This is a genomic window from Sporichthyaceae bacterium, assembly GCA_036269075.1.
Lineage (GTDB): Bacteria > Actinomycetota > Actinomycetes > Sporichthyales > Sporichthyaceae > DASQPJ01.
In genome coordinates this window covers 34825-49297 of record DATASX010000037.1, presented here as the reverse complement: position 1 = coordinate 49297, position 14473 = coordinate 34825, and the positions used below count along the sequence as shown (strand labels likewise).

Annotated in this window: 5 protein-coding genes and 2 tRNA genes; 4 read left to right on the top strand and 3 right to left on the bottom strand. The window is 73.1% G+C overall.

Going from position 1 to position 14473, the window contains the following annotated elements; all coding sequences use genetic code 11:
- Positions 1-11: 11 nt before the first annotated feature.
- The 3 genes from rpmG to VHU88_07780 all read right to left on the bottom strand — a co-directional run bounded on the left by rpmG (position 12) and on the right by VHU88_07780 (position 748).
- The gene (gene rpmG / locus VHU88_07790; protein ID HEX3611574.1) at positions 12-161 is read right to left on the bottom strand and encodes a 50S ribosomal protein L33; all 150 of its coding nucleotides are present in this window, start codon (positions 159-161) and stop codon (positions 12-14) included.
- Between the two features lie 397 nt (positions 162-558).
- A tRNA-Met gene (locus VHU88_07785) sits at positions 559-631 on the bottom strand.
- Between the two features lie 44 nt (positions 632-675).
- A tRNA-Thr gene (locus tag VHU88_07780) sits at positions 676-748 on the bottom strand.
- Positions 749-1222: 474 nt separating this feature from the next.
- On the opposite strand from VHU88_07780, the gene VHU88_07775 reads away from it, so the two are divergent.
- From VHU88_07775 to VHU88_07760, 4 genes are read left to right on the top strand one after another with little or no spacing between them, the layout of a single operon-like run.
- Positions 1223-8698, top strand: a complete 7476-nt coding sequence (locus VHU88_07775) for an SDR family NAD(P)-dependent oxidoreductase (protein ID HEX3611573.1) — start codon at positions 1223-1225, stop codon at positions 8696-8698.
- Positions 8699-8720: 22 nt separating this feature from the next.
- A complete protein-coding gene (locus VHU88_07770; GenBank protein ID HEX3611572.1) occupies positions 8721-13229 on the top strand; it encodes a beta-ketoacyl synthase N-terminal-like domain-containing protein in 4509 nt (1502 codons plus the stop codon).
- Between the two features lie 32 nt (positions 13230-13261).
- A complete protein-coding gene (locus VHU88_07765; protein ID HEX3611571.1) occupies positions 13262-13558 on the top strand; it encodes a phosphopantetheine-binding protein in 297 nt (98 codons plus the stop codon).
- A gap of 30 nt (positions 13559-13588) precedes the next feature.
- On the top strand, positions 13589-14401 hold the full coding sequence (locus VHU88_07760) for an alpha/beta hydrolase (protein ID HEX3611570.1): 813 nt from the start codon (positions 13589-13591) through the stop codon (positions 14399-14401).
- Positions 14402-14473 lie beyond the last annotated feature (72 nt).

Genomic DNA, 14473 nt, shown 5'->3' with positions numbered 1-14473 from the left:
CCCCCCGTGGACTATCGGGTCTCGCGGTGCACCGTGTGCTTGCGCTCCCGCGGGCAGTACTTCTTCATCTCTAACCGGTCGGGGTCGTTCCGCCGGTTCTTCTTGGTGATGTAGTTGCGCTCCTTGCAGTCGGTGCAGGCAAGGGTGATCTTCGGACGGATGTCCTGCGATTTGCTGGCCACTGCCTTGCCTTCCTGGAACAACGACTACGACTGCTGGACAACCACTACGGCTGAGCCGGGAGAGCCTAGCCGACGGGCCCTGGCCGCGTCGAACTGCACGCGGCGCCTTCGGCGCGCGCCTGCTTGTGATCCTCGCGGCGCCTTCGGCGCGCGCCTGCTTGTGATCCTCGCGGCGCCTGGCGGCGCCGCTCGTCAACAAGCCGCAGTCGCCTCGGGAGTGGACGCCGCTCGTACCTCGCGGCTGTGGCTCGTCGCCCTGCGCTTCCGGCGCCCGAGAGGGCTCGCAAGCTCGCTCTCTCAGCTCCGTCCGCTCCGTGCGACGAGCCGTCCACTCCGCCGAATGGGCGGCGGCCGCTCCACTCGGCTCAATTGCTTGTAGCGGTGACCGGACTTGAACCGGTGACACAGCGATTATGAGCCGCTTGCTCTACCAACTGAGCTACACCGCCGCTACCGGTCGAGGTCCCGGGGACCGCGGACGCACCGGCTTCAGAGCCCCTTTACGGAATCGAACCGTAGACCTTCTCCTTACCATGGAGACGCTCTGCCGACTGAGCTAAAGGGGCGAGGCAGGGAGAGGTTACACGCTCCGGGATGGTGGCGTGCGCGGGGTTTCCCCCAGCTGAGTCCGGTGCACGGACTCGGCGATGAATCGTCCACGAGACTTCCATCTCGTGCCAAACCGCACCGATCTCGCCGTCAAGATCCTTAACGTAACCTGAGAGCTGCGCCTGTCGGGAAGGTCACACCGGCATGGGTGAACCCCGCGACGGGAAGCAGCGCAGGTGAAACGTTGGCGCCTGTCGCGACGATTCACCCCCAAGTGAGTTGATTAGTCCGCCCGTCGACAAGCCGCCCGGAGCGCGGTGCACGCCCCTCAAGCCCCACCGATCCGTCCAGCAGTGGCACGAAACCGGACCGGTGCACGACCCGCCGTCGGGCACCAGATGTCATATGCCACGCAGTCGGGCGACCTGTGGTCACCGAATTCGGACGGAATCGCCCCGCCAAGCGAACCGGTACGGAGGACAGCGCAGCGCATGGGCAAACAGCACGAGCACCAGCGGGTTCTGGCGATCACTCCGTTCGCCGAACCATGCGCGCGGCTGGCCGCGGCCGCGGCCCGGGCCGGCGCCCGCAGCGTGCTCGACCTGGGCAGCGACGCCGCGCTCGCGACCGCCGCGCTGGACGAACTGGTGGGCTGGTGGGCCGGGCCGTTCGGCGTCCGGGTCGGTGCGCGTTGCCCGTTGACCCCGCAGGAGCTTCCCGAGTCGGTACGCACTGTCCTGCTGGCCGGCGACGCGAACTGGTCGGTCGAGCAGGCCGCGACCGGGGGCCGTGCGGTGCTGGCCGAGGTCAGCTCCGCCGACGCGGCGCGAGCGGCCGTGGCCGCCGGTGCGGGCGGGCTGGTGCTGCGCGGTGTCGAGTCCGGCGGCCTGGTCGGTTCGGTGAGCACGTTCGTCCTGCTGCAGGAGGTCGTCGCGGCCGACCTGCGCGACGGCGAGGGCCACCCGCTGCCGGTCTGGGCCGCCGGTGGCATCGGGCCGCACACCGCCGCCGCTGCCGTCGCAGGCGGGGCGGTCGGCGTCGTGCTGGACAGCCAACTCGGACTGGTCGAGGAGGCCGAGTTGCCCGCCGAGGTGGCGGCCGTGCTGCGGCGCACCGACGGCACCGAGACCGCGGTCATCGGTGGGCACCGGATCCACGTCCGCCCGGATCTGCCGCGCCCGGTCGCCCACGAGATCGCGAACCTGATCGGCGGGCAGGATCTGACCGCGTTGCCACTCGGCGAGGACGGGGCACTCGCTCGGCCGCTGGCCGAACGACACCGCACCGCCGGGGGCGTGATCGCAGCCGTGGCCGAGGGCATCACCGGCGGCGTCCGCACCGGCGTGGCCAATCTCGCGCACGGCAAGCAGCGGATCGCGCAGGGGCCGATGACCCGGGTCAGCGACCAGGCCGCCTTCGCCGCAGCGGTCGCCGCCGAGGGCGGGTTGCCGTTCATCGCGTTGGCGCTGATGGGTGGCGAGGACGCCCGGGCGCTGCTGGTCGAGACCGCCGAACTCCTCGGGGACAAACCGTGGGGCGTCGGCATCCTCGGCTTCGTCCCGGACGACCTGCGCGAGGCGCAGCTCGGGGCGGTCCTCGAGATCAAGCCGCCCTACGCGCTGATTGCCGGCGGCCGTCCGGCGCAGGCCCGGCCGCTGGAGGCCGCGGGCATCGCCACGTTCCTGCATGCCCCGTCGCCCGCGCTGCTCGACCGCTTCCTGGCCGAGGGCGCCCGCCGGTTCGTGTTCGAGGGCTCCGAGTGCGGCGGCCACGTCGGCCCCCGGGCCTCGTTCCCGCTGTGGGAGCAGCAGATCCAGCGCCTGGTCGACTTCGGCGCCAAGCACGACTGTGCCGCCCAGATCGACGTGCTGTTCGCCGGCGGCATCCACGACGAGCGTTCGGCAGCCATGGTCGCCGCCGCCGCGGCCCCGGTCGTGGCGGCCGGCGGCGCGGCCGGTGTGCTGATGGGCACCGCATACCTGTTCACCCGCGAGGCGGTCACCAGCGGCGCGATCGTCCCGGCGTTCCAGCGCGCCGCGATTGCCTGCGACCGGACGGTGCTGCTCGAGACCGCACCGGGTCACACGACCCGCTGCGCCGACGGCGCGTTCGTCACCACGTTCAACTCCCGGCGCGAGAGCCGCCTGGCCGCCGGGGTCGCGACCGAGCAGGTCTGGGCCGAGCTGGAGCAGCTGAACATCGGCCGGCTACGGATCGCCAGCAAGGGCATCCGCCGGGAGGGCTCGGCGCTGATCCCCGTCGACGAGCGCACGCAGGCCAGCGACGGCATGGTGATGATCGGCGACGTCGCCCGGCTGTGCAGCGCGGTCACGACGATCGCCGACCTGCACGCCGCCGTGACCGACGGCGCCGGGCAGTTCCTGACCGAGCGGGCCGCGCAGCTCGCGGCCGAAGCCGGTCCGGGCCAGGCGCAGGCGCCCTTGGACGTCGCAATCGTCGGCATGGCCGGGGTGTTCCCGCAGGCCGGCGACCTGGCCGAGTTCTGGTCGAACATCCTGCGCAACCACGACGCGATCACCGAGGTACCGACCGGCCGTTGGGACCCGGCCACCTACTTCACCGGCGACGGCGCCAACTCGCTCAACGGGCGCAGTGGAACCCCGTCGAAGTGGGGCGGCTTCCTGCCGGAGATCCCCTTCGACGCGTTGCGCTACGGCATCCCGCCGGCCGCACTGGCCAGCATCGAGCCGGTCCAACTGCTCTCGCTGGAGGTCGCCGCGCGGGCGCTGCGCGACGCCGGTTACGCAGGCCCGGCCGGGCCCGCAGCCGGTGACCGCGCCTTCGACCGGGAGCGGACCGCCGTGGTGTTCGGCGCCGAGCCCGGCACCGACCTGTCGGCCGCGTACGGCTTCCGGGCGCTGTACCCGCAACTGCACGGCGAGATGCCGGAGGCGCTGGACAGTCAGCTGCCCGACCTGACCGCGGACTCCTTCCCCGGCGTGCTGGCCAACGTGATCTCCGGGCGCATCGCCAATCGGCTCGACCTCGGCGGCGCGAACTACACCGTCGACGCCGCCTGCGCCTCGGCTCTGGCCGCCCTCGAGGTCGCCTGCCTGCAGTTGCGCGCCGGCGCGGCGGACATGGTGCTGGCCGGTGGTGCGGACATCCACAACGGCATCCAGGACTACCTGCTGTTCGCCTCCGTCGGCGCGCTGTCTCCGTCCGGGCACTGCAAGCCGTTCGACGCCTCGGCCGACGGTATTTCGCTGGGCGAAGGTGTCGCTTGTCTGGTGCTCAAGCGCCTGGCCGACGCCGAACGCGACGGCGACCGGATCTACGCGGTCGTCGCCGGCGTCGGGTCGGCCAGCGACGGCAAGTCCCTCGGCTTGACCGCGCCGCGGCCGGAGGGCCAGCGTCGGGCCCTGGACCGGGCCTACGCGCAGGCCGGGGTCAGCCCCGCCGACGTCGGGCTGATCGAGGCCCACGGCACCGGCACCGTCGTCGGCGACCGGACCGAGCTCACCGTGCTCACCGAACTGTTCCGGGACGCCGGTGCGGGCGTCGGTGGCTGCGCACTCGGGTCGGTGAAGAGCCAGATCGGGCACACCAAGTGCACTGCCGGTCTGGCCGGGCTGATCAAGGCCGCGCTCGCCGTCCACAACGGCGTGCTGCCTCCGACCGCGAAGATCACCAGGCCGAACCCGGCGTGGACGGCCGCGCAAAGCCCGTTCGCATTCTGCGACACGCCCCGGCCGTGGCCGACGGGTCGGCGCGTGGCCGGGATCAGCGCGTTCGGCTTCGGCGGCACGAACTTCCACGCCGTACTCACCGACTGGCCCGGCGCCCCGGCGCCGCGGCACGGGCTGGACCACTGGCCGGCGGAGCTGTTCCTGTTCGGCGGGCCCACAGACTCCGACGCGCTGGCGCAGGTCGACCGGCTGCGCACGCTGTGCGAGACCAACGACGGCGCCGGGCGCCCCTGGCGGCTGCGCGACCTGGCCGCGACCACGGCCGAGCGCAACACCGGTCGCACCCGGTTCGCGCTCGTCGCCGTCGACCTCGATGACCTGGCCGAGAACCTGACCATGCTGCGCGAGGGCCGGACCGCCGACGGCGTGCTGAGCGCCGCCGCGGTGCCGGACGGCGTCGCGCTGGACGCGGGCGGGGAGTTGGCCGTGCTGTTCCCCGGGCAGGGCTCGCAGCGCCCGGGCATGCTCGCCGAGCTGTTCGCCGCGTTCCCCCGGCTGGCCGACCTGCTCTCCCTCGGCGCGGAGTGGACGTCGCGGATCTACCCACCGAGCTCGTTCGACGCCGACGGCACGGCGGCCGCGGTTGCGGCGCTGAAGGACACCCGGGTGGCCCAGCCGGCGCTGGGCATGGCCGGCCTGGCGATGCACCGCACGCTGACGGAGCTGGGCCTGCGCCCGGCGCACCTGGGCGGGCACAGCTACGGCGAGCTCGTCGCGCTGACCGTGGCCGGGGCGCTGAGCGCCGACGAACTGCTCGACCTGTCCGCTGCGCGCGGCCGGGCGATCCTGGCCGCGGCCGGCGACGACCCCGGCACGATGGCTGCGGTGGCCGCCTCGGCCGCGCAGGTGCGCTCCGCGCTCAACGGCACCCCGGTAGTCATCGCCAACATCAACTCCCCGGAGCAGACGGTGATCTCCGGAGCGACGCCGGCGATCGAGGAAGCCGTAGCGGTGCTGAAGAAGGCCGGTCTCCGGGCGGTGCCGATCCCGGTGGCCTGCGCGTTCCACTCCCCCGTGGTCGCCGACGCCGTCCGGACCCTGGAGACCGAACTGGCGACCCGCAGCGTCGGCTCGCCGCACCTGCCCGTCTGGTCGAATGCGACCGCGACGCCGTACCCGCTCGGCGCCGGCCGGGTCCGGGAGATGATCGCCGAGCAGGTCGTCTCGCCGGTACGGTTCGCCGAGCAGATCGAGGCCATGTACGCCGCCGGCGCGCGAGTCTTCGTCGAGTGCGGGCCGGGTGGGGTGCTGACCGGACTGGTCCGCAGCATCCTGGGCGACAAGCCCCACCTGGCGGTGGCCACCGACGCCGAGGGCCGGCACAGCGTGCACACGCTGCTGACCGCTCTCGGGCGGCTCGCGGTGGCCGGGTTCGCCCTCGAGCAGGCCCCGCTCTACGCCGGCCGCGACGCCGCGGTGGTCTCACCGACGGATGTGCCGCGGCGGGCCGGCTGGACCGTGGACGGGCACCTGGTGCGCACCGCCGACGGCGTCCCGGTAGCAGGCGGGCTGCGCCCGGCCGAGCGGGTGACCGCGGCGGCCACGCCGGTTGCGACCCCGGAACCGGCCGCCGGCAAGTCCTCGGGCGCCGATGCAGTCGTGCTGGAGTTCCTGCGCAACAGCCGGGAACTGCTGGCCGCGCAGCGCGACGTCGTCCTCGGGTTCCTGACCGGCACGCCGGGTACGGCAAGCCCGGTACCGGCGCCGACCCCGGCGAGTTCCCCGGCCGCTGTGGTCCCGGCGGCTGTTGTCCCGGCCCAGGCCGGGCCGCGCGAGCCGATGGTCGAGCAGCCTCCCGAGCCGACCCGAGCCCCGGCCGCGCCCGTGGTCGACGTGCTGTCGATCCTGACCGAACTGATCAGCGAGCGCACCGGCTACCCGATCGCCATGCTGGACGCCGATCTCGACCTCGAGGCCGACCTGTCCATCGGATCGCTCAAGCGCACCGAGATCGTCGGCCTGCTCGCCGACAAGTTGCGCGACGCCGGCGTCGAGAACGCCCCCGACGAGTCGCGGCAGGCGACGCTGACCCGAATCCGCACGATGCGCGGCATCGTCGAGGCGCTGGCCGCCGGCCCGGCACCGGAAGCCGCACCCGCCCCGGCGCACCACTCCTCACCGGAGGGTGCCGCGGCCGTGGCGAGGATGCTGACCGAGCTGATCAGCGAGCGGACCGGCTACCCGATCGCCATGCTGGACGCCGACCTCGACCTCGAGGCCGACCTGTCCATCGGCTCGCTCAAGCGCACCGAGATCATCGCGCTGCTCGCCGACAAGCTGCGCGAGGCCGGCCTGGACTGCGCGCCGGACGAGGCTGAACAGTCCGAGCTGACCCGCGTCCGCACCATGCGCGGCATCGTGGCCGCACTGTGCGGCGAACGGGCCGCCGACGCCCCCGTTCAGTCCTTCGCGCCGGCCCCGAGCCCCCCGGCCGAATCCCTTCCGGCGCCCCGGAAAGCCTTGCCTGCAGGGCAACTGACACCGGATCAGATCTCAGCCGCACTCGTCGAGCTCATCGGCGAGCGCACCGGCTACCCGGCGGCGATGATCGACGTCGATCTCGACCTCGAGGCCGACCTGTCGATCGGCTCGCTCAAACGCACCGAGATCATCGGCCTGCTCGCCGACCGACTGGCCGGCTCGGTCACGCTCGACGAGGCCCTGCAGGCGGAGCTGACCCGGCTGCGCACGGTCGCAGCGGTCGTGTCCCGGATCGGGGCGGGCAACTCCCGGCCGACGGCTGCGGCGACCGAGGCGGAGCCCGCGGTTGCGCACGGCACCAGCCCGGTGCGCCGGTACCTGCTCGAGGCTGTGGCCGCGCCGCAGGCCCCGGCCAACGCCGATCTGACGGGCCGTCACGTCACCCTGGTGGCCGGCTCGACCGGCGTCGCACTCGACCTGGGCGCGGCCCTGGAGGCCCGCGGCGCGACTATCCGCACGGTCTCCACCGACCCGGCGACCGAGCTGGGCGACGTCGACATCCTGGTCCACCTCGGCGCGGTCGGCCCCAGCGAGCCGCCGTCGTTGCCGGACTGCTTCGCAGTGATCCGGCGGGCTGTGCTCGGTGGGGCCCGACAGTTGCTGGTGGCCACCGGGCACGGCGGTCGGTTCACCCACCGCGTCGACGGCGAACCGGTGACCCGCAACGACCTGCCGGCCGGCCTCGGACTGGCCGGCCTGGTCCGCACCATCGCCCGGGAGTACCCGGAGATCGCCTGCCGCACCGTCGATCTGGATCCGAAGGAGTCCCCGGTCGTGCTGGCCGGGCAGGTGCTGGCCGAGCTCGCCAGCCCCAACGGCCCGGAGCTGATCGGCTACAGCGACGCGACCAGGTGGTCGCTGAGGCTGGTCGACCGCCCGCTGGAGCAGACCTCGACGCCGACCGCGGAGTCCCTGGGCCTGACCACCGACTCGGTGGTCCTGCTGACCGGCGGCGCGCGCGGCATCACCGCTCGGGTGGCCCACGGGCTGGCCCGGACCGCCGCCTGCCACGTGGTGCTGTGGGGTCGCACCCCGCTGCCCGACGGCCCGGAGGACCCGAGCACGGCGGCCGCGTCCGAGGCCACCGACCTGCGCCGGGTGTTGATCGCGGCCGGCGCCGGCACCCCTGCCCAGATCGAGCGGCGGGTCCGGACGATCCAGGCCGACCGGGAGATCCGCGCGACCCTCGAGCGGCTCGGCGAGGTCGCCGCGTCGGTGGAGTACCGCTCGGTCGATGTCCGCGACGCGCACGCCGTCGCCGAGGCACTCGGCGACCTGCGCGCCCGGCGGGGTCGCGTCGACGGCGTGGTGCACGGCGCCGGGGTGCTCGACGACCGACTGATCGCCGACAAGTCCGCCGACGGCTTCGCCCGAGTCTGGGAGACCAAGGTCGACGGCGCCCGGGCGCTGGCCGCGAACCTCGACCCGAACCTGCGCTTCCTCGTGCTGTTCGGCAGCGTCTCCGGGGTGTTCGGCAACCGCGGACAGTGCGACTACGCCGCGGCCAACGACGCGCTGGACACCTTGGCCCGGGCCTGGGAGGACCGCTTCACCGGCCGGGTGCTCAGCGTCGACTGGGGCCCCTGGATGCCTTCGGCGGACGGCATGGTCTCGCCGGAACTGCTGCGCAGCTACGCCAAGCAGGGCGTCGCCGCACTGGACCCGGACGACGGCGTGGCCGCACTGCTGACCGAACTGGCGCACGGCAGCGCGCCCCAGGTCGTCTACGTGTGCGCCGAGCCGTCGGCCTTCGAGGCCGCCTTCTCCGCAGGCTGAGCCCCGTCGTGATCGGCACATCGTGAGCGAGTCGGCGGACATCGCCGTCGTCGGGATGGCCGCGGTCTTCCCCGGGGCTTCGGACCTCGCGACGTTCGCGGCCAACATCCGCAACGGCGTCGACGCGATCACCGAGGCCCCGGCCGACCGGTGGGACCCGGAGTTCTTCTCTCCCGAAGGGGCCAAGGAACGGCCCGGCGACCGCCTCTACACCCGCCGTGGCGGATTCGTCACCGCACCGCCGTTCGACCCGCTGCGCTTCGGAATCATGCCGATGGCGGTCGGCGACATCGAGGCCGAGCAGTTGATCGCGCTGGCGACCGCGGCCAACGCCATCGACGACGCCGGCGGGCCGGATCGCCTCGGCGACCGCCGTCGGGTCGGGGTGATCCTCGGCCGGGGCGGTTATTTCAACGCCGGGATGGCCTCCTTCGTCGACCGGGTACGAACCAGCAACCAGCTGGTGACCTCGCTGCGCGAACTGCTGCCGGATCTGACGGATGATCAGGCCGAGGAGGTTCGGGCGAGGTTCACGCAACGCCTCGGGCCGCTGCGCGAGGAGTCCGGGATCGATCTGATGGTCCCGAACCTGGTTGCGTCCCGGACCGCGAACCGGCTCGACCTCGGCGGCCCGGCCTACACCCTCGACGCCGCCTGCGCCTCGTCGCTGATCGCCGTCGACCACGCCGTGCGGGAACTACGCGCCGGACGCTGCGACGCGGTCCTGGCCGGCGGGGTGCACCACTGCCACGACATCACGTTCTGGAGCGGATTCAACCTGCTCGGCGCACTGTCCGCGTCCGGGCGCATCCGCCCGTTCCACCGCGAGGCCGACGGGATCCTGATCGGCGAGGGCACCGGGATCCTCGTACTGAAGAGACTGGCCGACGCCGACAGTGCTGGTGACCGCGTCTACGCCGTGATCCGCGGGGTCGGGGTGGCCGGCGACGGACGCGCCGCCAGCCTCATGGCGCCGCAGTCCTCGGGTCAGGTGACCGCGATGCGCCAGGCCTGGACGATCGCCGGGCTCGACCCGACGCAGCACGGCGTGGTCGGCCTGATCGAGGCGCACGGCACCGCGACCGTCGCCGGCGACGCCACCGAGTTGGCCTCGCTGGCCACGGTTTTCGGCCCGGCCGGCGACGCCGGGCCGGACATCGGGATCGGCTCGGTCAAGTCGATGATCGGCCACGCGATGCCCGCGGCCGGCGCGGCCGGGCTGATCAAGGCCGTGCTGGCGCTGCACGACCGCGTGCTGCCCCCGACCCTGCACTGCGAGCAGGCGCACCCGGCGTTGGCGGGGTCGCGGTTCGCGCCGGTGACCCAGGCCCGGGACTGGGACAGCGACGGTCCACGGCGGGCCGCGGTGAACGCGTTCGGCTTCGGCGGCATCAACGCCCACGTGGTGCTCTCGGAGCGGCCGGAACAGCGGGCCAAACGCTCCCGTCGGCGCGGCGCGAGCTCCACGGACGACGAGCGCGAGGCCGTGCTGCTGCTGGCCGGGCTGGACCTGGCCGACCTGGCGGCGCAACTGCAGGCACCGGACGCCGAACTGCTGGCCCGCGACGACTCCGCGGAAGCGCCGACCGGCGGCCCGGTCCGGTTGGCGATCGTGGCCCCCGATGCCCGGCGCCTGGAACTGGCCCGCAAGATCGTGGCCCAGGGCAAGCCGTGGAGCGGACGCAGCGACCTGTGGCTGGCCACCGAACCCTTGCTGGGAAACGGTCCTGACGGTGCATCAGTCGGCGGTCTGGCGTTCCTGTTCCCCGGGCTGGAGGAGTCCTTCGAGCCGCGGGTCAACGACGTCGCCGCGCACTTCGGCCTGCCGCCGGTACGTGCCGCGGCCGCCGCCGGGCTGGGCCGGCGCGGGCTGGAACTGGCCGCCGTGGGCCGGGTGCTCGACTCCGCGCTGCGCGCCCTCGAGCTCACCCCGGACGTCGTGGCCGGGCACAGCATCGGCGAGTGGAGCGCCCTGATCGCCTCCGGCGCCGCCCCGTTCGAGGAGTTCGCCGACTCGACCCGGGCGTTCGACTCCGGCCCCGGGGTGCCTGACCTGGTGTTCGCGGCGTTGGGCTGCGGCGCGTCGGTGGCCGAGGCCGCGATCGGCGACCTGCCCGACGTCGTGCTCTCCCACGACAACTGCCCGCACCAGTCGATCGTGTGCGGCGAGGCGGCGGCGGTGGCGCAGGTCCTCGAGCGGCTGCGGGCCGACGGCGTCACCGGCTCGGTGCTGCCGTTCCGGTCCGGCTTCCACACCCCCTACCTGGAACCGTTCCTCGGCCCGACCCGCGAGTTCGTCGGTGGGCTGACGCTGCGCGCGGTGCAGGTGCCGTTGTGGTCGGCGACCACCGTCGGCCAGTACCCGGACGAGCCGGACGCGGTCCGCGAACTGCTGCTGCGCAACCTGGTGGAGCCGGTGCGGTTCGGGCCGCTGATCCAGCGGCTGCACGCCTCCGGGATCCGGGCCTTCGTCCAGGTCGGCACCGGCAGCCTGCCCGGGTTCGTCGAGGACACGTTGGAGTCCATGGACGTGCCCTACCTGTCGCTGAGCGCGAACGTCCCCCGGCGGACCGGCTTGCAGCAACTGCGGCGGGTGGCCGCGGCGCTGTGGACAGTGGGCGCCGCGCCCGCGTTCGGCCGGCTGTCCGGTTCACCGGCCGAGCCGGAGCCCGAGAAGAAGCCGCAGCCCCGCCGGTCCGGCCCGGATGCCGCGCACCTGCTGCGTCTGGGCGCCCCGTTGGTTCGCGACATCGGGATGCACCTCGACCGTCCCGCGCGCCCCGCCGCGCCCGCTGCCCTGGAACCGGCCTCCTGGCCCGGCGGCGACCCGGTGCTGGACCAGTACTCCGCACTGCTCTCGGACATCGCCGGCGCGGCCGCGGACGTCGTGTCCGTGTCGCGACCGCACGCCCGGTCGGCTGCCCCGGTCGCCGCACCGGCACCGGAGCCCGTGGCTCCGGAGCTGGTCGCGCCGCCGCAGCCGACCGGGCCGCGCTCGCGGACCAGCACCCGCACCTTGACGTTGGCGACCGACCCGTACCTGCTGGACCACTGCCTGCTGCAGGCGCCGGAAGGCAGCCCGGACGCGGACCGGTTCCCGCTGATGCCGCTGACCGCGACCGTGGCGATGCTGATGGACGCCGCCGCGGAACTCGTCCCGGAGTTGACGGTGATCGGCGTGCGGGGCGTGCGGGCGCTGCGGCCGGTGGTCGTCGACCAGCACGTGGAACTGGTGGTCGAGGCGGCAGAGCGCTCGGCCGGCGACTCCGATCCGGACGTGGTCACCGTGACGATCGACGGCGTCGCCGCCGACGGCACCCGCGAGGCGCTTGCCCGGGGCACGGTCCTGCTGGCCGCGGAATACCCGCCGCCACCGGCGTTGCGCGAGACCGCCCTGACCGGCGAACGCCCGTGCCCGATCGACGCCACCGCCCTGTACGAGCAGCGCTGGATGTTCCACGGCCCGGCCTACCAGGGCGTGACACGGATGGGCGCCCTGGCCGAGGACGGCGTGCGGGGCACGGTCGCCGCGCTCCCGGCGCCCGGGGCGTTGCTCGACGCCGCCGGGCAACTGCTCGGCTACTGGGTCGCGACCCAACCCGAGAACGGCCTGGTGCTGCCCGCGACGATCGGCTCGATCAGTTTCTACGCGCCCCCACCGGTGCAGGACGCGCAGTTCGAGACCGTCGTCCAGGTGCGGTCGGTCGCCCCGGACGAGGTCGTCGCCGATCTGGACCTGCGCGATCGCGCGGGCCACCTGTGGTGCCACATCACCGGCTGGACCGACCGGCGCCTGCAGGGCGACGCCGGCACCGTCGAGGCCTTCCGGCGCCCCGCGACCTCGACACTGGCGCAGCGGCAGGACGGCGGCTGGTGGCTGCTCGCCGAGCCCTGGACCGACCCGGTCGCCCGGGATCTGACCTGCCGTCAGTACCTCACGACGGCCGAACGCGCCGAGCACGACTCGCGCAACCCGCGCGCCGCGCGGCGGTGGCTGCTCGGCCGGATCGCCGCGAAGGACGCGCTGCGGTCCTGGCGCTGGGCCGATGGCGCCGGGCCGCTGTTCCCGGCGCAGCTCGAGATCGGCAACGAACCGGCGGGCAAGCCGTTCGCCACCGGCGCAGGCACGGACGACCTGGCCCTCTCACTCGCCCACGCCGGCGGGCTGGCCGCTGCGCTGGTCGGTCCGGCCGGGGCGCGGGTCGGCATCGACCTGGAGCTCGTCGAGGACGCCCCCGCCGAGTCCGCGCTGCTCACCCCGGCCGAACGGGCGCTGCTGGACACGATCGCCCCGGCGGGGCAGGAGGACCGCGCCCGGTGGGTCACCCGCTTCTGGACGGCCAAGGAAGCAGTCGCCAAGGCCGGCGGCACGGGCCTGGGCGGAAGACCTGCCCGGTTCGTGGTCACCGCGGTCGATTCGGACCGGTTACTGGTGGTCGTGGACGGCGTAGAACACTGGGTGACGACCCGCACCGGCGACGTTCCTGTGCCGTTCGCCGTGGGCTGGACCCGAACTTCGGACATGCTTTGAACGAGCACAACGCCAGTTGAGGAGCTACGAACGTGTCGACACAGGCCCGAAGTGACGTCGAGGCCCAGGTCCTGGAGGTCGTGCGGAACCTCATCGGCGAGATCATCGGTGAGGAGTACCTGCTCGACCTGACCATCGACCTGGAGACCTCGTTCGAGGACGACCTGGAGATGGAGAGCATCGAATTCGTGAAGCTCGGCGCGAAGCTGACCGAGTACTACGGCGGCAAGGTCGACTTCGCCGGTTTCCTCTCCGAGCTGGACCTCGATGAGATCATCAGCATGCGCGTCGGCACCGTGGTGAACTACGTCGTCGACGCCACGACCTGACGCACCCTCACGCCCCCGGGACGACCGCAGATGTCCGAGATCGTCGCCAACGGCATCCGGCTGCACGTGCAGCACCTGAATGCGGTGCCGACTGCGCAGCGGAACGAGCCACCCGTGGTGTTCCTGCACGGCCTGGGCATGGACAACATGGCGAGCTTCTACTACACGGTCGCGGGCGCGGTCGCGAAGACCGGCGCCGAGGCCGTGCTCTACGACCTGCGCGGCCACGGCGACTCCGAGCGCACCCGCACCGGGTACGCCATGGAGGACTCGGTCGCCGACCTCACCGGCCTGCTCGACGCGCTCGAGATCCGCGTCCCGGTGCATCTGATCGGCAACAGCTACGGCGGCACGATTGCGCTGGACTTCGCGGTGGTGAACCCGGCGCGGGTCGCGAGCATGGTGCTGATCGAGGCCCATTTCAACGTCGACGGTTGGGCCGCGCAGATCGCCGCGGAACGTGAGCGGGTGGCCGGGGTCGTCGCCGAGATGGGCGAGGAGAACCTGCAGGCCTGGATCCGGCGGTTCGGCCGCAAGGTCGTCAAGATGATGGACGCGCTGACCGACCTGGCCAACCACACCAGCTTCTACCCCGACCTGACCCAGGCGCGGCCGATCCCGGTCGACCGGCTGCGGGCATTGACCTGCCCGATCCGGGCCGTCTACGGGGAGAGCTCCGACGTCCCGGACTACGCGCGCCAACTCGCCGACCTGCTGCCGACCGCGTCCCTGACCGTGGTCCCCGGGGTCGGGCACTCGGTGCTGATGGACGCTACGCCGGTGGTGCGCCGGATCGTGGTCGACTGGCTGGCCGCGCAGCGCAGGTCGAGCTGCCCGAGCTGAAGCGGGCTGACAGGTTCGGCACCCTCGCACCGGCCGGGTTTGGGATGATCGAACGGTGGGCCGCGCGATCGA